This window comes from Streptomyces sp. NPDC017246, assembly GCF_044331325.1.
Lineage (GTDB): Bacteria > Actinomycetota > Actinomycetes > Streptomycetales > Streptomycetaceae > Streptomyces.
Genome location: NZ_JBIRMW010000027.1, coordinates 26503 through 45156, shown reverse-complemented (window position 1 = coordinate 45156; position 18654 = coordinate 26503). Strand labels below are relative to the sequence as shown.

Below are 18654 nucleotides of genomic sequence, written 5' to 3'. Positions count from 1 at the left end.
CGACGAAACAACGATCCATCACTCCCACACGGACGCCACCACTACCCCTGACCAGTGAAAACGCCGTCATCACACTCGGAAAGACAACAGCCTCTGAGCAGTCAGTGCCATCCAGGTATGGCTTGGTGGGCCTGCGGGAGCGCGTCGAAGCACTCGGCGGCCACCTGAACGCCGGACCCTACGGAGGCGGCGCCTGGCGACTGGCCGCCCGCATTCCGCACCCCAGCATCGAGCAGAACGGCCCCCTCTCATGATCCGTGCCATGATCGCCGACGACGACGCCCTGGTCCGGCTCGGTCTGACCGACCTTCTCAACGGCGACGAGAACATCGAAGTTGTGGCCGAAGCCTCCGACGGACTGGATGCCATCGAGCAGGCCATCGCTCGTGAAATCGACGTCGCCCTCATCGACGTTCGCATGCCCCGCATGGACGGCATCACCGCGATTCCTCACCTGCTTGCCCTGCCCCACCCCCCGAAAATCATCACGCTCACCACCTTCGACCTCGACGAGTACATCTACAACGCGCTGGCCGCCGGCGCCGATGGCTTCCTCCTCAAAGACACCGACCCGATGGAGATTCTGCGCGCCGTCCACCTCGTAGCCGCAGGATCCGCCATGCTCAGCCCCACCGCCGCCCGTCGCCTGATCGACCGCTACCACCACACCAACCAGCCCCAGGTCGTCACTGCGCGAGCCCGTATCGCCCCCCTCACTCCCCGGGAGAGCGACGTCCTCGCCCTCCTCGCGCGCGGCGATACGAATGCCGAGATCGCACGAGCGAACGGGGAGTACCGCCGTCTCCCGGGCGTGCCGCAGAAACGAGCCGCGTTGCCCGCGGCCGGGCTCGCATGTAACGGAAGATCCAGGAGAGTGCTTGTGATGGTGATGTGTAATGGACGATACTTTCGGAGGGGTCGAGAGGCCCAGGCAGAGTGAACCCGACAGAAGGTGCAAAATGGGCTTCTTGCGTGAAGAGCATGACCTCATCGGCGATCGAGGCGTACCAGTCGAGGCGTTCTACGGCATACACACGCTCAGGGCGCTCGAGAACTTCCCTCTGACCGGCCGGGCGATCTCCTCGCATCCCGAGCTCATCGTCGCGCTCGCCGCGGTGAAGGAGGCCGCGGCTCTGGCGCACCGAGAGCTGGGCACCCTCCCGCCGGAGCGTGCTGACGCCATAGTCGCGGCGTGCCGGGAGATTCGCGCGGGGCGCCACCATGAGCACTTCGTCGTCGATGTGTTCCAGGGGGGCGCCGGCACCTCGGCCAACATGAACGCCAACGAAGTCATTGCCAACCGGGCGCTCGAACTGCTCGGTCGCACGCGAGGTGAGTACGAGCACCTTCATCCCAATGACGACGTGAACCGCTCGCAGAGTACGAATGACGCCTATCCGACGGCCGTGAAGATCGCGATGTATGACGCGGCCGGGCACCTTCTCGATGGAATGAGCGTTCTGGCGAACGCCTTCACTGAGCGAGGGGGCGCGTTCGCCAAGATCGTCAAGCTCGGGCGGACGCAACTCCAGGATGCGGTACCGATGACCCTCGGGCAGGAGTTCGACGCTTTCGCTTTGACGGTACGTGACGACGCGGATCTTCTGATGCGTGCTCGAACCGCACTGCTCGAGGTGAATCTGGGGGGTACCGCCATCGGTACCGGTCTCAATGCGGATGCGGGCTTCACGGATTTGGCCGTGGCGCACCTCGCGGCCATTGCTTCCGCGCCTGTCCGCTCAGCACGCGATCGCATCGAGAGCACACAGTCCATGGGCGGCTTCATTCAGCTCTCCAGCTCCCTGAAGCAGTTTGCCCTGAGGTTGTCCAAGATCTGTAACGACCTCAGGCTGTTGTGCTCCGGCCCGAGGGCGGGCTTGGCGGAGATCCGCCTCCCTGCGCTGCAAGCCGGTTCCAGCATCATGCCGGGGAAGGTCAATCCCGTCCTCCCGGAGGCTGTCAACCAGGTCTGCTTCGACGTCGTGGGTGCTGACGCGGCTGTCTCCGCGGCTGCCCAGGCCGGCCAACTCCAGCTGAATGCCTTCGAGCCTCTGATCGTCCACCACCTGCTGAACTCCCTGAACCGGCTGGACGCCGCGTGCCGGGTTCTGGCGCAGAAATGCGTGCTTGGCATCGAGGCCGACCAGGACCGTCTCCGCGAGTTCGTCGAGACGTCGGCCGGTCTCGCGACTGCCCTGAACCCCATCCTCGGGTACCGGCAGGCTTCCGAACTGGCTCGTCGGAGCCTTGAGACAGGAACGCCGGTACGTGCGCTCGCGGCTGCCACGGGCCTGCTCACGGAGGAGGAGCTCGATGCGCGACTCGACCCGTGGAGCCTGGCGCATCCGCAGTAGTCGACAGAGGCACCCCGCCCTGGTCGGACGGGGCGGAGTGCCTTTGTCCAGGAATCGGTCGTGTCTACGCTCGCGCAGTCGACCTTCGGTGTCAGCTCTTGGTCAGCGTGCAGGTGTAGGAGGAGGTTCCGCTACCGCTGTACGCCTCGAGGTCGAGGTAGTAGGCCCCGGTTCCCGAAGCCGTTCTGGTGAACGTGAGCGACTCATCGGTCCCAGCCCCGTCGTTGACGGAGCGCACCACGGTGCTGCCGGCCGAATCCAGGAGGTAGGCATCGGCGTCGTACTGTGCGGGAACGTCACAGTTCGTGGTGAGGGACTGGTTGGCTGTCAGGCTGATCTTGAAGTAGTCGCGGTCGCTTGTCGACTTCATGTTGCCGGTGATCGAGCCGGGCGTCGCCAGGGCGGTCGCATCGTCGGCGGCGTCCCGAGTGTCGTTCGGCTCGGTCTCGGCCAGGGTGGCGCCGCCCTGGCTGCCACAGTTCGTCACCGGGGTGCCGTTGTAGAGATTGCTGTCGGCGACGCCGTTCGTCACGCTTCGCAGGTAGTACCCGCAGGTGGGGCGGTTCTTGAAGTCGAACGTGCTGCCCGGAGTCAGACGCCAGATCTTGAATCCGGAGTAGGTCAGAGGCTTCCGGTCCACGGCCTGCTCGGGCTGGTGGTCGGCGAGGACGACATAGGCGTCCTTCCCGTACTGCGTGGCCGTGCCGTTGCGGTCGAGGAACAGGGAGCCCCCACCCTCTTCCACGCCGACGCCCCAGGCCGCGCCACCCGGAGCGAGACCGTCTTTGACCGCTCGGGCGAGGAACGACATGGTGCGTCCCATGCGGTCGCGGGTGACGAAGTGCGAGTCGTTGATGACGCCTCCGTAGTTCGCCCACTCGAACATGCCGGTGGTGAAACTGATGTAGCGGTCATAGGGGTTGGCCAGAGCTTCGGCGCTGGTGACACTGCCGTTGCAGGCGTCGTAGACGATGGAGCTGTTGATGTGGTGGCCGGCGCTTCCCCCGCCGGAGCCGCCGCCCTTGGCGACAACCGACTCGACGGAGGCCTCCAGGGAGGTCCCCTTCCATGCGGCGTACTTGCACTGGTCGCCGCCCGAGAAATAGACGAACTCGGCGTTACGCACGTCCGCGTTGACCTGACTGTTGTTCCCGTCGGTGGCGGCGGTGAGAGTCCATGTCGTACAGGAGTTCACGCCGGTCAGACCCATGATGGTGTCGCACTCGGGAGTCGCGCTACCCGATGCGGGGGCCGATCCTGCCAGGATCACGACGTCGATGCTGCCCGTCCCGCCGCGGATGTCGTCGATGGCGCGCGACATCGAGGCGGCCACGATCCCGCCGGCTCCGTTCATCGTGAAGGCAGGGCCGTTCCATGAGGTCCGGGTGACGTCGGCGGCGCTGCCGAGACGCACTCGGTTCGCCGCGGCGTGAGCGGGCTGCACCGTGACGGCGCCCGCCACGGCGATCAGCGCGATGGCCAGAGGCGCTGTCTTGAGGGAGGGGCGTGACTTCATCTGTGCTCCAAGGGGAGGTGTGTGTGGCGCTCTTCGGGCGGCAGTGGACGTAGCGACTGCTTCCGAGGCGGCTGCACGGGTTGGTAGCGGAACATACAAGCCATTGCTTGGAACGGAAAGATGTAAGTCCAGATCTCGCGTCATTGGACTGAGGAGTCGCGCGGTAACTGCTTCAAATTGGGATGGAAGCCCCCGTTGCCGAGTCCTGATCTCGCGTTACGTGAACGTAACGCGAGATACATCTAGCCAGTTGAGTGATTGATATGTAACTTCGCTGGTGTGGCTGGCAGCCAGAACGCGCCAGCGAAGAATCTTGAGAGGTTCCACCCCCATGAACATGCGTCTCGCTCGCCGTGCAGTCGCTTCCGCCGTCGCGACCACCGCGCTCATGTCCCTGTCCGCCTGCGGAGGTGAGGACCCCGCTCCCAAGGCGGCCAACAAGGTCCTCGTTGGCGGTGTGGAGATCACCAAGGACCAGGCGCTCCACGACATGCTTCCCGAGCAGATCAAGAAGGCGGGCACGGTCAGAGTCGCCACCGACGTGCCCTACCCGCCCTTCGAGATGTTCGTGAAGGAGGGGGAGAGGGCACTGACCGGTCTCGACTACGACCTCGGCCAGGCGCTCGGTGCGAAGCTCGGAGTGACCTTCGCCTTCACCCCGCAGAAGTTCGACGGCATCGTGCCCGCCATCCAGGCCGGCAAGTTCGACGCCGCGATGTCAGCCATCACCGACAACAAGGAGCGGCAGCAGGTCGTCGACTTCGTCGACTACTCGCAGTCCGGCTCCGGCATCCTCGTCACCGAAGGCAACCCGTCCAAGATCGTCAGCCTGGACGACCTGTGCGGCAAGAAGGCGGGCGTGCAGGCAGCGACCAACCAGCTCGACCTGCTCAAGAGCCACCAGGCAGCCTGCTCCAGAGCGGGCAGGGGCCAGATCGACATCCAGACCTTCCCCAAGGACTCGGACGCCCAGCTTGCCCTGCGCTCCGGGAAGGTCGTCGCCCAGGTCCTGACCAAGCCTGCCGCCGGCTGGGTCGCCAAGACCGCCGAAAACGGCAAGGCGTTCGACCTTGCCGACGACCCTGCCGCCCCCGGCGGGTACAACGCGTCCCCCAACGGCATCGCCGTCAGCAAGCAGCTGCCAGAGCTGACCGACGCGATCCTCAAGGCCCTCCAGGCTCTCATCGACGACGGCCATGTCGTGCACATCTACAACAAGTACGGTGTCGTCTCGATCGCCGTCGCGAAGGCCACCAAGAACGCGGCGGTGGACTAAAAATGATCGACATCAAGACTCCGGCCGCAACAACCCTCCAGGGCGAGCCGGCCGCGCAAGAGATCGAAGTCGTGCCCGTCCGTAACTACGGACGCTGGATCGCCGCCGTCGCATCGCTGCTCGCCCTCGTCGGGCTGGTCGGCTCCCTCGCCAAGAACCACAACCTGCACTGGGAGATCGTCGGCAAGTACCTCTTCGCCGACCTCATCTTCGACGGCCTGGCCACCACCTTGTGGCTGACCGCGGCAGCCATGGCCCTCGGCCTGGCACTCGGCACCGTGATCGCCGTCATGAGGCTGTCCACCAGCCCCGTGCTCCACAGCCTCGCCACAGCCTTCGTCTGGGTCTTCCGAGGCACGCCCCTGCTCGTTCAGATCATCTTCTGGGGGTACGCGGCCGCCCTCTACAAGTACGTCAAAATCGGTGTCCCCTTCACCGACATCACGTTCTTCCAGGCCGAGACCAACTCGCTGCTGACTCCCGCCATCGCGGCGCTGCTCGCCCTCGGACTCAACGAGGCGGCGTACGCCTCGGAAATCGTCCGCGCCGGCATCCAGTCCGTCGACCCCGGCCAGGCCGAAGCCGCCCACTCGCTCGGCATGCGCCCCGCACTCACCATGCGCAGGATCGTCCTCCCTCAGGCCATGCGCGTCATCATCCCCCCGATGGGCAACGAGAGCATCAACATGCTCAAGATGACCGCCCTGGTCTCGGTGATCTCCGCGCACGACCTGATGTCCAACATCCAGGACGTATACGCCCAGAACTACCAGGTCATCCCCATGCTGGTCGTCGCCAGCCTCTGGTACCTCGCCCTCGTCACGCTCCTGAGCATCCCCCAGGCGTGGCTCGAGCGGCGCTACGGCCGCGGTACCGCACGAGCCGGCCACGTCTCCCCGCTTCGGCGCATGCTCGGCGGAACAAGGGAGTGGCTCGGCAGGAAGAACAAGGAGCAGGGCCGATGAGCACTCCCATGGTGCGTGCCGAAGGCGTCCGCAAGCACTTCGGCAAGCTCGAGGTCCTCAAAGGAATCGACCTCACGGTCGAACGCGGACAGGTCTGCTGCCTTCTCGGCCCCTCCGGATCGGGCAAGTCCACCTTCCTCCGCTGCATCAACCACCTGGAGAAGGTCGACGGTGGCAAGCTCACCGTCGACGGCGAGCTGGTCGGATACCGCCAGAACGGCAACAAACTCCACGAGCTCAGGGAACGTGAAGTCGCCGAGCGCCGACGCGACATAGGCATGGTTTTCCAGCGCTTCAACCTCTTCCCCCACATGACGGCCTTGGACAACGTCATGGAGGCCCCCGTCAAGGTCGGAGCCATCGCCAAGAACGAAGCCAGAGCGCACGCCCTGAGCCTCCTTGACCAGGTCGGCCTGGCGGACAGGGCCGACCACTACCCCAGCCAGCTCTCCGGCGGACAGCAGCAGCGCGTGGCCATCGCCCGCGCACTCGCCATGAAGCCCAAGCTCATGCTCTTCGACGAGCCGACCTCCGCACTGGACCCGGAACTCGTCGGCGACGTCCTCGACGTGATGCGACAGCTCGCAGCCGACGGCATGACCATGGTCGTCGTCACTCACGAGATCGGGTTCGCCCGAGAAGTCGGCGACACCGCCGTCTTCATGGACGAAGGAGTCGTCGTCGAATCCGGCGACCCGCGCCACGTCCTCGTCGACCCGGAACAGGAACGCACCCGCGCCTTTCTGTCCAAGGTGCTGTGAGCGCCCCTGCCCGCCAGCAAGAGCTGGCCACGGAACTCCTCGGCCTGGCCCGCGCCCATCGCACCCGGTACCTCGACGACCTCGAGACGCTCGTCTCCATCGATTCCGGTTCCTACAGCCCTTGCGGCGTCAACAAGGTCGCCGACTGGGTCGAACACCGACTCGCCTCCATCGGATTCGACATCGAGCGCATCAGTTTCCCCCCACAGGCCGGACAGCAGTCCGGCGACGCTCTCATCGGCCGCAGACAAGGGAGACTGCCGGAGGCCGAAGGCGGCCGAAGGATCCTTCTGGCAGGTCACATGGACACCGTCTTCGAGGACGGGACCGCCGCAGCACGCCCCTTCCACATCGACGGATCCATCGCCCTCGGCCCCGGTGTCAGCGACGACAAGGGCGGCCTGCTGGCAGGCCTCACCGCCCTGGAGATTCTGGGCGAACACGGAATCGACACCTACAGCGAGCTGGTGTTCCTGGCCACGCCCGACGAGGAAATCGGCTCACCGGCCAGCCGCGCCCTCATCGAGCACACTGCCGCAGGCATGCACTACGGGCTCGGGCTCGAATGCGCACGGGAGAACGGTGACCTCGTCATCGCGCGCAAGGGCGTCGCGGACTTCCGCCTCACCGTCACCGGCAAGGCCGCCCACGCCGGAATCGAACCGGAACGGGGCGCCAATGCGGCCTTGGCCGCCGCGCACCTGACCGTCACTCTCCAGGCTCTCAACGGCCACTGGGACGATGTAACCGTCAACGTAGGCGTGGTGAGAGCCGGCACACGCGCCAACATCGTCTGTCCGCAGGCCGAGCTTCGCATCGAAGTGCGCGCCGCCACCACCGCGGACGTCGAGCGCGTCAGGCGAGCGATTCAGGAAGCCGCAGACCACCCCGCGGTGCCTGGCACCACCGTTGTCGTCGAACAGCTCGACCTGTGCCCGCCCATGGAGGACACACCGGCCTCGCGCCGCATGCTCGACAAGGCTCAGCAGGCCGCGCGCGCTGTCGGCACGGAACTCGGCGCGGCAGCCACAGGCGGAGTGGGGGATGCCAACCTCATAGCTGGTGCGGGAGTCCCCATCCTGGACGGACTGGGACCGATCGGCGGTGCCGACCACTCGCCACAAGAGTGGCTCGACATCTCCAGCATTCCCCACCGCGTCGCTGTCCTTGCCGCGCTGATCGCCTCCCTCGGCGACGCGAAGCACAGCTGAAGCACACACCCAAAGCTGAACGGCGAGGTGCCCCCCCGCGCCTCGCCGTTCTCCACCTCTGCCGGCGCCCGACATCTCCGGGCCAGGCCACAGGAAACCGCTCATCCACAGAATCCCCTCCACGGAGGCACCTATGCGCGTACCCTCAGGCCCCGCACGCCGCACTCTCCTCACGTGCGGCGTCGTCCTCACACTCCTCACAGCCGCCCCAGCGGCCCAGGCCGAGTCGGACCACCACGGCGGCTCGCTCAAGTCAACTCCATGACCGGCTTCTTCTTCGGCGGCGGGGACCAGTACCGCTACATCACCACTCTGCTGCGGGGCGACGGCCGCACCGACTCCAAGGTCCTCGCCGCCATCCGAGCCAAGCTCGCCCGAGGAGCGGTCGTCTCCGGCTCCTCCGCCGGCGCACAGATAGCCTCCGGGCCCGACATGGTCAGCGGCGGCGAATCCTACGAAGGCCTGCGTGGCGGCAGCGCACCGGGATACTTCGAAGACCCCACCAAGCTCGGATACGTACCCCAGGGCGGCTTCGGCTTCCTTCGCTCCGGACTCATCGACACGCACACCGGGGCCTACGGACGAGAAGGCCGCGCCTTCCGCCTGGCAGCCGACACCGGCCACGACCGTGTCTACGCGCTCGAGGAGAACACCGCCCTCATCGTCGACAACCCCGGCGGCCGGCAGGAACGCATGACGGTCCTCGGCCCCAACGGCGTCGCCGTCCTCGACCTGCGCGGCTCCCGCAGCACCACCACCGCGGCTGGCTGGAGCATACGCAACGCCCGCTACAGCTACCTCACACAGCAGGACCGCTACACGCCCCGCACCTGGTCGGCCCGCCCTGCCGCGGACAAGCAGCGGCTGATCCCGCTCCGAACCACCCCGGTCCCACCCAACAACGACATCTTCTACTCCGCCGCCAACCCCGATGGCACGCCGTACTCCTTCCGCACCACTGCGCGCGCCCTCGCCGCCACCCGCGCGCAGAACACCGCGACTGCCTCCACCTTCGAAAGCGACCCTCGCTTCACCGTCACCTTCACCAAGACAGGAGCCTTCAGAGCCTGGTCGACTGACGGCACCACGCCTCACACGCTGGTCAACCTGGGAATCAACATCACACCCCGATGACCCCCGTGGCGGGGTAGCCCACGTACAGCTGCCCCGCCACGTACGCACCGTGACACATCCCGGCACAAGCCCGGTGAGGAACCTCCCCATGCCCTCCGGCCTGCTCGCCGACGCTATCCGCCTCGGTCTCGGCGCACTCAGCCCAGCAGAACGCAAGGTCGCCTTCACTCTGCTCGCCGCCTACCCCTCGGCCGGCTTCGAGACGGGTGCCACCCTCGCACACCACCACATGAAACGGGGTGAGGAGACAGTCCGCCGGCTGCACCTCATCTGAGTCTGAGACGGCGAAGCAGCCCCGCTCCTCTCACAACAGATCAGTCCGGCGAGCCACCTTCTCCGCCAGCTTCATTCGGTCGTGCCCGTGGCTCCCGATTCGGTCCAGCACGGCAGCCACCAGCGCCTCGATAAGAGCCAGCGCGGGAGTCAGGCTGTCATAGGGCGAATCGGACGTCACCTGGGTGGTCAGTACGACATCGGCATGCGCCGCGGCAGGGGAGAGCCACGGATCCGTGAAGACGATGACTTTCCCGCCCCGCTCCCGAGCCATCTCCGCGATCACGGTCTTGTCCGTCTCATAGCGCCGGTAGTCGAACAACACCGTCACATCGCGACGAGCGAGCTGTGCGAGAAACGAGGTGCGCTCCACGTCCCGGTCGGGTAGCGCAGTCACCTGATCTCTGAATTGCGTCAGATGGAGCCCCAAGTACTGAGCCAGGAGATGCGTGAATCTGCCTCCGGCGACATGAACACGGCGGCGAGGGTCGCTCAGGAGGCTCACAGCGTCCTCGAACTCGCGTGGCGCCACCTCCTGAAACGTCTGGGAGACCGCCTGCTGCATCAGCGCCGCGCGCTCGGCGAGCCCGGGATGGGCAGACCTCGCGTGGGCTGCGCCTCGCTGCCCCGGGTCGGCGTTTTCGTACAAGGTGATGGGCGATGCGGTGCGGGCGTCGAGCTCGGACCGTGCTGCGGCCTGCAGGTCGGGAAATCCCTTGTAGCCCAGGCGGGAAGCGCAGCGCAGCACCGTGGGAGCAGATACCGAGGCCCGCTCAGCGATCGTAGCCACCGTCTCGAAGACAGCAGCTGGGTATCCCGCCAACAGTACCCGCGCTACCTTCCGTTCAGCAGGGCTCAGCTCTCCCAGTCGGTTGCGAATCTCATCAGCCAGCGTGGGGCTCATCGACTTCCTTCCTGCGCAGGCGGGTGGCGGAGAGCAATAGCCCGCCTTGTCGCGGCCTACAGGTCCGTGCGAGACGGCCGCCAGGGGCCCTCTTCTGGGCAGTAAATGTATCGCCTGTTACGTGCCCCGTGAAATGGCTACGCGCCGTCTCTGCGCGCTGTGGGATCCACATGCCCTCTTCGGCGACGGTCCTGGCTTCCTGCTGGAGGTGCTGGGTGAGCGCTGCCATGCCACGCTGGGAGGCTGACGGCGGTTGGTTCGGGCAGCCGAGAGCGCCGGCGCCCATCAGCGACAGCTCGGCCAGTGACCTCACTGGCCCGTCCCGGCACAAGCTCGCGCCGGCCAACTCGAACAACGCGGTTGAACGAGCGATGAGACAGGAGTGGCGTCAGCGTCTCGTCATGCGATGCGGTCCACCGGTGGCGGTGCCGCGGCTGGGCGTGACGTGGACAGTCCATCGATTCGGGTCGGTGGATCCGCTCTGCGGGGCGACGCCACCTTTCTGGGGAGGGCCCGCCATCCCCCGTCGGCAAGGGATTCCGCCCGCCACCACGACCTCCCACCCTCAGCCCGCCTTGGCCAGCCTGTAGTAGCGGCCGGGCGGTGGGGCACCTTGCCAGAGCTGATGAACACGTTCAACTCTGCGACTGAATTCCCCTGCGGCTCGCGAATCCAGCACTGCCCGCAGCCACTATGAGTGGCTGGGCAGCCGGCGCAGGAGGTGTCTCTCCGCGCACGCGAGGAAGAGGAGCCGTCTCGCGGCGCCCGAGGTTCGGGTCAGTGCGTGGGCGCAGGCAGTCACCTCTGCCGACAACGATGGGACTTTGATTGCTTCGCTCAAGAGGAGACCTGCATCCACTGCCTCCCCTGGCGCGGAAGAATCAGTGTCCGCTGTCAGCAAGCCGCTGGGCCGGCACTGATACGGCAGCCAAGGTCACTGTGGCCATCAAGCTGGTGCGTGGCCTTCAGGGCAATCGCATGGCACTGGCCCACCTTGTCTTCTGCGCAGGGAGAGGAGCGAGAACCGGAACGATCCCGCGTCCCCTGGGGCGAGGGGCCTGCTCTCCCCGGTGTCCTCCGAGGGGACGACTCGAGGTCCCGAGAGATGGCCGACGAGCAAGGAAAGGCGGTGACCTTCCGACATGAGCTCCGCCTCCGTGCCGGCTGCTCTCGTGGCATCGTCACTTCACCGGTGGCTCAGGTCTTCCTTCCAGTGCCGACCGGACGCCCTGACCACCTCTAGCGCGGCCGCCGGTGACTCTCGTTGTCTGTGCTTCGGGTGGTATTGACATGTCTGACACGCCGCATGGCATGACGACGGGCGCCGTAGCTCGGCGGCTCGGTGTGTCGCCGACCACGGTGCGTTCCTGGGATCGGCGCTATGGGATCGGCCCCGCCATCCGGACGGACGGTCGGCACCGACGGTGGAGCGCCGCCGACGTCTCCATGCTCGAGGAGATGTGTCGGCTCACCGCTGAAGGAGTCGCACCGGCCGAGGCCGCGCATGCAGCCCTGCATGGTCGTGCTGGAGCGGAAGGTCCGGATGTCCTCGATCGGGCTCCTGAGCATGACTCCGTACCGAGGGCACGGTTTGAGCTGCCGATCGGGGAGCGGCCTCGCAAGTCTCGTCGGGTGGGAGCAGGAAGCGGTCTGCCTCTGGGGGAGGTCCGGCAAGAATGCCGAGGCCTCGCCCGCGCCGCCGTGCGTCTTGACGGCCCGGCCATGGAAGGCCTACTTCAGCAGTTCTTGGCTGAGCACGGGCTGGTGACTGCGTGGGAGGATTTGATGGCCCCCGCGTTGAACGCCGTGGGCCGCAAGTGGGAAGCCTCCGACGATCGGTATGTTGAGGTCGAGCACCTGCTTTCTTGGTATGTCTCCTCCGCCCTGAGACGAGCAGGCGTAACGGGACCGCCGACGGTGAGTACCAAGTCGCCGACCGTGCTCGCCTGCGTTCCTGCGGAACAACACGCACTTCCCCTTGAAGCCCTCGCTGCTGGACTTGCTGAGCGAAGAGTGCCTGTAAGCATGTTGGGTGCTGCGGTTCCAGGAGACGCGCTGGAGGCGGCTGTGCGACGGATAGGCCCCCCTGCTGTAGCCCTCTGGGCACAGAGCAGAGCCACCGCGAGCCAGACTCTTGCCACGCGGATCGCGGGGACCGCGTTTGGCGTGAGGGGCGCGCGGACTACCCCCACAGTGTTGCTGGTGGGTCCAGGCTGGTCCGGCATACCGCCTGCGCGAGGGCTCATCCGTCCCGCCGGACTACGCGAGGCACTTGATGCTGTATCCCTCGTCTACGGGTGATGCGCAGGATGGGCAGTGCCTTCGACGTGTGGGTGTGGCCGGCGGTAGGGGGCGATTCCCTGGGGTGGGGCGCGGGGTGCGGTGCCATCGTCCTGCCGCGATCGGGGAAAGTGCCGCAAAAGCGCGGCTGTCCCCTTCTGAAGGCCCTCTGGAGATCGTGCCGCATAGCATTTGAGTCAACTTCTGTAGGGCACCTGTCCCAGGACCTACGTGACGGCCGTTACGGCACGTGCGCTGACGCGGTGGCGGCCCGTCAGGGCGCGGACCTCACCCGACCCGGCCCGGCCCCGCACTCGGCCGACTCGTCCGCGCCCTCGTCGGAGTCCAGAACCTCAGCCTCGACGCCGAACGCCGCGCAGACGCGCCCGCGCGCCGTAAGGCTTTGAAGGGCACCCGTACCGTTCTCTGAAGCAGGAGCTCAGCCCTCCTTCCTCACGTCCCCCCGACCGTCGGCGGCGTACCAGCCGAGTGATGCTTCCTCGACGCGGCCACCTCTGCCGAGCAGGCCGGTTTGCTCGAAGCTGTGTTCAGCCATGAGGCGCGGTAGCTCTCGCCGGGAGAGCAGATCGACGGCCAACGGGAAGAACGGTCGTCCCAACTGGGCGAGTCGGAGCCATGGCGGGGCGTAGACGGCCGCCGAACGACGGTCGACCCCGCTGGCGATCCAGGCAGAGACCCGGGCGACCGGATAGACGCGGCGGGCGGGCGCGGGCATGTGCCCACGTAGTTCCCGGAGCACCGCGTGGTGTTCGACATCGCGGACCATGTCGGTATCGGTCCAGTGGAGGTAGGCGACGCCGACGCCGACGCCCACGTGCGCCACTTCGGCGCGAAGCGACCGCGCGAAGGCTTCCGCGCCGGCCTTGGACGCACAGTAGGCGCTCATCATCGGGGCGGACCCGAAGGCTGCCGTCGAGGCCACTTGGAGGAAGTATCCGCGGGTGGCGCGCAGGCCGGGCAGGAAGGAACGTGCGGTGATCGCGCTTCCGACGAGGTTGACTTCGACGACGCGGCGCCAGGTCTGAGGATCGGACGTCTCGAAGGGGCCCCCTGCAGCGACCCCGGCGTTTGCGATGACGACCGACGGAGCGCCCAGATGCCGCTGCACGTTCTCGGCGGCGAAACCCATCGCGACATCGTCGGTCACGTCGACTTCGACCACGTGGGTCGGCGTGTGCAGCGTCTCGGCCACCGACTCCAAGGTCGATGCCTCTCTTCCGAGGAGAGCAACGGACATCCCGCGATCGGAGAGCCGCCGCGCCAGGTCGGCGCCGAGACCGCGGGCCGCCCCCGTCACCACGGCGGCACGTCCATCAAGTTTCCATGAGCCCGTCATGACAGCCTCCCTTGAGAACAGGCGTGAAGTTGCCCTACGTCGGTGACGAGGGAAGCTCCGGTCGCCCGCCGTCAGCCTTGGTCGTTGTCGCCGAGTAGAGCGCTGCGCCCTCACCGGGCACCAGCGAAGACGCTGTGGCCGGAGGCGTCGGGCCACACGCGTCACCGTGGCGGACGCGTGCTTCCTGGGCCGCCTCCCGCGGATGGCGCATGCGCCAGTACGGGTTGTCGTGCGACAGCTTGCTGGACACCCGTCCGTACATGCCGAACGTGATGATGAGCAGTCCCATGACGAAGCTGAACACCACGTTGGTCATGCCGAAACCGAGGAGGTTGGCAGCGCGGTCGAGCACGAACAGGTGGTAGAAGCCGCTGGCAAGGAAGAGTCCACCCACCAGCATGTTCAAGGATGAGGCGAAGTTGCCCCCCACCGCCGCGCCTGCCAGAAGGCTGAGACCCACCACGACCGAGATCACGCTGAGTGAGGTGTTGCTCGTCATGCCTGCGATGCGGTCGCCCGAGGTGTCGAACCAGCTCAGGGCGCTCGCGAACCCCAGCCCACCGAAGACGAGCAGGATGCAACCGCACAGGGCGGCGCCCGCTCTGTACACCGTGGCCAGGTGGTGATCCACGGGAAACTCGTTCTGGAGTTTCACGGCCTTCCTCCCGGAGTCGTCACGGTGGCTTGGTGCACGCCTCACCACCACTTCTGATTGCAGAGGGATCTGGATGCACGAGCCGAGGCCAGGACCTCGCCTTCGGTCGGCCTCGTGAACGGCCGGGGAGGCCGGGGCGAGATGCGCACGCAATCGCTCCCCTCGTTAGCTCGCCACCGCCGTCCGCATCCGGCCATGGCCCGAGAACGGAACAGGGGGTGTCGGTGCCGAGCGCGGTGCCGTCTGGCAACTCCTCACGGTGTCCGAGACAGGTCTATCTACACGGATGGGACAGCTTCATGCAGACGTACATCCTCGACACCTCGGTGCTGGCGGCTGGTGTCTGGCAGTCCGGACTCGCCCAGGTTCTCGGAGGTCTGATCGTGGTCGCCGTTCTCATCGGCGCCTTCATGTTCGGCATCAGGGTCAAGAACAAGGAGCTACCGCCCCCGGACCCCGAATCGCAGCCGCACCGTCCCGACACGGGCCGGCTGCCGGGCGAGGTCTCCGAGTACCGCAAGCCCGCAGAGATGCCGCACACCGACGGCGAGCACCGCCTCATGCCGTACAACCTGAAGAGCTCCGGCGAGGCCGACACCGATCCGCCGAGCGAAGAGAAGCGCAAATGGCGCGGGATCTCCAGCGGCGGCTTCGGCAGTGGCGGAACTGGTCACGGCGACTGAGCGGAATCAGTCGGCTCCCGCGCCGCTATGGATGCACCTGCCACCTGGTTCGCCGATCACCGCGCACCACGCAAGGTCCCGGCTCCTTCGACGGCATGGCACAAGACCCGGTGGCGACCGCGGCGGCGAACAACCCGGCCCTTTCGACGCTGGTCACCGCGGTGAAGCAGGCAGGCCCGACCAACGAGGCCTTCGCCAAGATTCTCAAGGCCGACCTCAACAAGGTACTCGCCGACAAGGCCACGCTCACCAAGATCCTCACCTATCACGTGGTGGGCGAGCCGGTGGCACGGGTGCCTTCGCGGACGCGGTCGTCGAGGAGGCGGTGTGGCTCGGGCGAGCGCCGACCACTCCCGTTCCTGGCCTTCGCCGACCTCGTCGCCGAGCACGCCGCCGTCCACCCGCGCGACGAGGACGCCCTGCTGCTGGCCTCGCAGTTGATCGCCCGCCCTTCCGGTTGATCCCCGGTCACCGATCAACCCGCAGAGGCCACCGCACAGATAAGGACTCGTCCATGACGAACGACGTGGCTACCCTGAGGCGGAGTAGGACTGCGCGTGGTCCTGCAGGTTGCGTGCCGTGGCAGAGCGGTCCAATGCGATCGCCGTGGGGGAGGGCCCCTCCGCGGCGACTGACGGAGACGGGGCGGCCTTGCCCCTGTCTGTCTCGCGGGTTCGAATCCCGTCGGCACCGCAACCGTGCTGGGTCGGGCAGTGCGGCGAGCTACCAAGCCGGAAGGGAACACTCACTCCGCTTGACCGTGATCGTCGCGATAGGTCCGCGCGGCACTCTTGTTGTTCAGGGGCTGACCGGCGGCATCCCCACGGGCAGTAGCTCCGGGCGTCGGGCGGCGCGGTCGTCGCCGGAGGAACGGCCGCGCAGCCGGCGGAGCAGCCAAGGGCCGAGGAACCCGGCGGCCCAGCGTAGTTCGGCGGCTGCCGCGCGTACCGCGCCGGCGGTCGGGGCCTGGTCGGGCGCCAGCTCCCGGGTCCAGGAGTCGTCGCTGCCCGGCAGGGCGAGCGCGTGCGCGAGGGCGGCGGAGATCCGGTCGTGTCCCAGCGGGCTCGCATGCAGTCGGTCCGCGGCCCAGAGACGCGGATCGGTGGCGGCGGCGTGCGGAGAGGTCTCGGCGAGAGCGACGCCGTGCCGGGCCGCTGCGAGCCGTATGCGGTCGTTGAGGGCGGCGATCCGGGGTGCGACGGGGCGGGCGATGGGCGCGATACGGGTGATGTCGGGGAACGTGACGGTCGCGACGTGTGCACCGGCTTCGGTGAGCGCGGCGAACATCGCCTCCACATGGGCGGCGGTCTCGTCCGGGTCGAACCGGGGTCGCAGCAGGTCGTTCACCCTGGCGATCACAGTGGCGACGTCGGGGCGGAGAGCGAGTGCGGGGCCGAGCTGCTCCGCGCGGACCTGTCCGGCGAGCCGGCCCCGGACGGCCAGGTTGGCGTACCGGACCTCGGGGTTCGCCGCGGCGATCCTTTCGGCGAGGCGGTCCGCGAAGCCACGGAGTCCGGTGATGTCGTTGCCGTCACCGACCCCCTCAGTTTGGCTGTCGCCCAGCGCGACGTATCGCACGTACTGACCGTTGCTCATGCGCCGTCCGTCTCTCACGTGGCACCAGCGTGCCGTATCCGGCGCATAATACTCAAGAAAGTGTGTAGTCATTTCGATGAATAGCTGGGGAGGTGCATCGCAGGACCTCGGGGCCCGTACGGACTTCACGCCGGGGGACGGGCACGCGGCCTCGGTGTGATTCACCGGCTCGAACATGCCGGCCACCGGCACCTGGGCCCACCGGACTGCCGCGGCGACTACGGCCGGCCGGCCCGTTGGGGCCAGATAACGTCCTCGCGAGCAGCAACGCCGACCGAGTCGTGCGCACCGCGCCGTAGGCAGCACCGCGAACGGGCCTCATGAGCGGCCGAAAAGCTCCCAGCCGCGGTCGATGGGCAGCGTGAATCGGGGTACACGGGCGGACATGTCGACGAAGACTGAACGCCCGATGGACTTGTGGGCAGCCCGGCAGCTGCGCCAGGTTCGCGACGGCCTGCTCGCACAGCCTTGGGCCCAGCCCACACGTATCACGCCGCGCCGTGGCGAGTACCCGCCACATGAGCGCCTGAGATCGGGAACGTGACGCACCCACTCGTCACTGCGGCCCGATGCCATGTCAGAAGCCTTTCGGAGTCGAGTCATCAAGGAGGATGAGGGAAGCAGAACGACACTCACCCTCCGTCCCACGTGAGGAGCCCCCATGACCACCTTCGTCATCACCGTTCCCGGCACGTTCACCTCGGACATCACCGACTCGGAGCGCGCCGCCCTCGAACGGAACCTGGCCCCCCAGCACACAGACGTGAGCGAGAGCGAAGGCGTGAACCTGCTGACGCTCAACGAGGACGGCACGTTCGCCATCCGGCTGGAGGTCGAGGCCGCCGACCGTTACGAGGCGAAGCTGGACGCGACGAGGCTCGTTTCGGCCGCGCTGCGGGAGGCGGGAATCGCGGAAGCAGACGCCCCGCTCGCGCCGCCCGCCGTCACCGGCATCGACAGTGACCTCTGACGCGCCGGCGAGCGGTCGTCTCGGCTTACAAGGCTGATGCGGGGGCATACGGACAGCACCCTTCGAGAGGAGCCTGAGCATGCTTGGCATAGTTGCGGCGGTGCTGTTCTTCATCGCCTTCCTGATCAACGCGGCGGACATCAGCACCAACGACACGTTCTCCTCGGTGAACGTGATGCTGCTCGGGCTGACTGCCCTGGCTCTGCAGGTGGCGGGCATCGGCGCCGGCCGGAGCTTCAGGCGGCGCTCCTGACAGAAAGCCGCGGCAGCGCGCGATTTCCTGCATCCGACCGCCTGCGGCCATGGGCCGCGCTGCGACGGGTAGAGGATTCCATCGCGCCAATGGTGTGGCCCCCTGGAGCTGCCCGTCCCCGGGCCGCCCTCCGACCTGTCTAACAGGCCGGAGGGCGACCCGAGGCGGGTCCTGAATGCCCTGGTCGCCGCGATCTCCGTCGATGGCTCCGCCGACGCCGAGCAGGCCATGACCGAGCTGGCTGACGCCTATCCGAGAGTGACCAAGGTGTGGGCCGACGGCGGCGATCCATGATTCGGGTGCTGGGCGAAGACCATCCCGAAAGCCTTGCTATGCGGAGCAACATCGCCCACTGGTGGGCTGAGGGGGATGCGGCCGGTGCGGCAGAAGCCTTGGCCGATGTGCTGCCGACGAGACCGATCTCGGAAGGGTCGAGCACCGGACCCAGGGAGACCGCACGACCGAG

General features: G+C 67.1%; 17 protein-coding genes and 3 pseudogenes. 15 read left to right on the top strand and 5 right to left on the bottom strand.

Annotated features, from left to right (window positions below):
- The 3 genes and pseudogenes from ACH4MY_RS37135 to ACH4MY_RS37125 form a co-directional block, all read left to right on the top strand.
- Positions 1–254: pseudogene (locus ACH4MY_RS37135) on the top strand (hypothetical protein); the annotation flags it as partial.
- Complete coding sequence (locus ACH4MY_RS37130) at positions 251–940, top strand: response regulator (RefSeq protein ID WP_398009128.1); 690 nt, start codon at positions 251–253, stop codon at positions 938–940. The pseudogene ACH4MY_RS37135 and the gene ACH4MY_RS37130, both read left to right, overlap by 4 nt.
- Positions 941–959: 19 nt before the next feature.
- Positions 960–2354, top strand: coding sequence for an aspartate ammonia-lyase (locus tag ACH4MY_RS37125; protein ID WP_398009127.1), 1395 nt, complete (start codon positions 960–962; stop codon positions 2352–2354).
- A gap of 91 nt (positions 2355–2445) precedes the next feature.
- On the opposite strand, the gene ACH4MY_RS37120 is transcribed toward ACH4MY_RS37125, so the two are convergent.
- Entirely contained in the window at positions 2446–3870 is a 1425-nt protein-coding gene (locus ACH4MY_RS37120) for a hypothetical protein (protein ID WP_398009126.1), read from the bottom strand.
- A 331-nt stretch (positions 3871–4201) separates the two neighbouring features.
- Here ACH4MY_RS37120 and ACH4MY_RS37115 point away from each other — a divergent pair, with 331 nt between their 5' ends.
- From ACH4MY_RS37115 to ACH4MY_RS37090, 6 genes are all read left to right on the top strand, one after another.
- Positions 4202–5146: an ABC transporter substrate-binding protein gene (locus ACH4MY_RS37115; protein ID WP_398009125.1), complete on the top strand. Its 945-nt coding sequence runs from the start codon at positions 4202–4204 to the stop codon at positions 5144–5146.
- Positions 5147–5148: 2 nt separating this feature from the next.
- Complete coding sequence (locus ACH4MY_RS37110) at positions 5149–6111, top strand: amino acid ABC transporter permease (protein WP_398009124.1); 963 nt, start codon at positions 5149–5151, stop codon at positions 6109–6111.
- Between the two features lie 8 nt (positions 6112–6119).
- Entirely contained in the window at positions 6120–6872 is a 753-nt protein-coding gene (locus tag ACH4MY_RS37105) for an amino acid ABC transporter ATP-binding protein (RefSeq protein WP_398009130.1), read from the top strand.
- Positions 6869–8083, top strand: coding sequence for a M20 family metallopeptidase (locus ACH4MY_RS37100; protein WP_398009121.1), 1215 nt, complete (start codon positions 6869–6871; stop codon positions 8081–8083). Before ACH4MY_RS37105 ends, ACH4MY_RS37100 begins: the two co-directional genes overlap by 4 nt.
- A gap of 261 nt (positions 8084–8344) precedes the next feature.
- Positions 8345–9217 carry a cyanophycinase gene (locus tag ACH4MY_RS37095; protein ID WP_398009119.1) on the top strand — a complete coding sequence of 291 codons (873 nt, stop codon included), beginning with the start codon at positions 8345–8347 and terminating at the stop codon, positions 9215–9217.
- Positions 9218–9305: 88 nt separating this feature from the next.
- Positions 9306–9491 carry a hypothetical protein gene (locus tag ACH4MY_RS37090; RefSeq protein ID WP_398009117.1) on the top strand — a complete coding sequence of 62 codons (186 nt, stop codon included), beginning with the start codon at positions 9306–9308 and terminating at the stop codon, positions 9489–9491.
- Positions 9492–9521: 30 nt separating this feature from the next.
- Here the strand turns inward: ACH4MY_RS37090 and ACH4MY_RS37085 are convergent, their stop codons facing one another.
- Positions 9522–10394 (bottom strand): MurR/RpiR family transcriptional regulator, encoded by an 873-nt coding sequence (locus ACH4MY_RS37085; protein WP_398009115.1) that lies wholly within the window; start codon positions 10392–10394, stop codon positions 9522–9524.
- A 1290-nt stretch (positions 10395–11684) separates the two neighbouring features.
- Here ACH4MY_RS37085 and ACH4MY_RS37080 point away from each other — a divergent pair.
- The gene (locus ACH4MY_RS37080; protein WP_398009113.1) at positions 11685–12695 is read left to right on the top strand and encodes a MerR family transcriptional regulator; all 1011 of its coding nucleotides are present in this window, start codon (positions 11685–11687) and stop codon (positions 12693–12695) included.
- A 418-nt stretch (positions 12696–13113) separates the two neighbouring features.
- On the opposite strand, the gene ACH4MY_RS37075 is transcribed toward ACH4MY_RS37080, so the two are convergent.
- A complete protein-coding gene (locus ACH4MY_RS37075) occupies positions 13114–14031 on the bottom strand; it encodes an SDR family oxidoreductase (protein WP_398009111.1) in 918 nt (305 codons plus the stop codon).
- A gap of 34 nt (positions 14032–14065) precedes the next feature.
- A complete protein-coding gene (locus ACH4MY_RS37070) occupies positions 14066–14686 on the bottom strand; it encodes a DUF4383 domain-containing protein (protein WP_398009109.1) in 621 nt (206 codons plus the stop codon).
- A 299-nt stretch (positions 14687–14985) separates the two neighbouring features.
- On the opposite strand from ACH4MY_RS37070, the gene ACH4MY_RS37065 reads away from it, so the two are divergent.
- The 3 genes and pseudogenes from ACH4MY_RS37065 (at position 14986) to ACH4MY_RS37055 (ending at position 16062) form a co-directional block, all read left to right on the top strand.
- Positions 14986–15369: a DUF6479 family protein gene (locus tag ACH4MY_RS37065; RefSeq protein ID WP_398009106.1), complete on the top strand. Its 384-nt coding sequence runs from the start codon at positions 14986–14988 to the stop codon at positions 15367–15369.
- A gap of 26 nt (positions 15370–15395) precedes the next feature.
- Positions 15396–15830, top strand: a pseudogene (locus ACH4MY_RS37060) (fasciclin domain-containing protein); the annotation flags it as partial.
- Positions 15831–15943: 113 nt separating this feature from the next.
- A pseudogene (locus ACH4MY_RS37055) lies at positions 15944–16062 on the top strand.
- Positions 16063–16167: 105 nt separating this feature from the next.
- Here ACH4MY_RS37055 and ACH4MY_RS37050 read toward each other — a convergent pair.
- On the bottom strand, positions 16168–16965 hold the full coding sequence (locus ACH4MY_RS37050) for an SGNH/GDSL hydrolase family protein (protein ID WP_398009104.1): 798 nt from the start codon (positions 16963–16965) through the stop codon (positions 16168–16170).
- Positions 16966–17626: 661 nt separating this feature from the next.
- On the opposite strand from ACH4MY_RS37050, the gene ACH4MY_RS37045 reads away from it, so the two are divergent.
- Together ACH4MY_RS37045 and ACH4MY_RS37040 are read left to right on the top strand one after the other, a co-directional pair.
- Positions 17627–17935: a hypothetical protein gene (locus ACH4MY_RS37045; RefSeq protein ID WP_398009102.1), complete on the top strand. Its 309-nt coding sequence runs from the start codon at positions 17627–17629 to the stop codon at positions 17933–17935.
- A gap of 79 nt (positions 17936–18014) precedes the next feature.
- The gene (locus ACH4MY_RS37040; protein ID WP_398009100.1) at positions 18015–18188 is read left to right on the top strand and encodes a hypothetical protein; all 174 of its coding nucleotides are present in this window, start codon (positions 18015–18017) and stop codon (positions 18186–18188) included.
- The last annotated feature ends 466 nt before the right edge of the window (positions 18189–18654 follow it).

Coding starts and splice junctions, on each gene's coding strand:
- ACH4MY_RS37090 (WP_398009117.1), top strand. CDS start 9,306: ATGCCCTCCGGCCTGCTCGCCGACGCTATCCGCCTCGGTCTCGGCGCA.
- ACH4MY_RS37075 (WP_398009111.1), bottom strand. CDS start 14,031: ATGACGGGCTCATGGAAACTTGATGGACGTGCCGCCGTGGTGACGGGG.
- ACH4MY_RS37050 (WP_398009104.1), bottom strand. CDS start 16,965: ATGAGCAACGGTCAGTACGTGCGATACGTCGCGCTGGGCGACAGCCAA.
- ACH4MY_RS37045 (WP_398009102.1), top strand. CDS start 17,627: ATGACCACCTTCGTCATCACCGTTCCCGGCACGTTCACCTCGGACATC.
- ACH4MY_RS37105 (WP_398009130.1), top strand. CDS start 6,120: ATGGTGCGTGCCGAAGGCGTCCGCAAGCACTTCGGCAAGCTCGAGGTC.
- ACH4MY_RS37110 (WP_398009124.1), top strand. CDS start 5,149: ATGATCGACATCAAGACTCCGGCCGCAACAACCCTCCAGGGCGAGCCG.
- ACH4MY_RS37120 (WP_398009126.1), bottom strand. CDS start 3,870: ATGAAGTCACGCCCCTCCCTCAAGACAGCGCCTCTGGCCATCGCGCTG.
- ACH4MY_RS37115 (WP_398009125.1), top strand. CDS start 4,202: ATGAACATGCGTCTCGCTCGCCGTGCAGTCGCTTCCGCCGTCGCGACC.
- ACH4MY_RS37065 (WP_398009106.1), top strand. CDS start 14,986: ATGCAGACGTACATCCTCGACACCTCGGTGCTGGCGGCTGGTGTCTGG.
- ACH4MY_RS37085 (WP_398009115.1), bottom strand. CDS start 10,394: ATGAGCCCCACGCTGGCTGATGAGATTCGCAACCGACTGGGAGAGCTG.
- ACH4MY_RS37125 (WP_398009127.1), top strand. CDS start 960: ATGGGCTTCTTGCGTGAAGAGCATGACCTCATCGGCGATCGAGGCGTA.
- ACH4MY_RS37095 (WP_398009119.1), top strand. CDS start 8,345: ATGACCGGCTTCTTCTTCGGCGGCGGGGACCAGTACCGCTACATCACC.
- ACH4MY_RS37130 (WP_398009128.1), top strand. CDS start 251: ATGATCCGTGCCATGATCGCCGACGACGACGCCCTGGTCCGGCTCGGT.
- ACH4MY_RS37080 (WP_398009113.1), top strand. CDS start 11,685: ATGTCTGACACGCCGCATGGCATGACGACGGGCGCCGTAGCTCGGCGG.
- ACH4MY_RS37040 (WP_398009100.1), top strand. CDS start 18,015: ATGCTTGGCATAGTTGCGGCGGTGCTGTTCTTCATCGCCTTCCTGATC.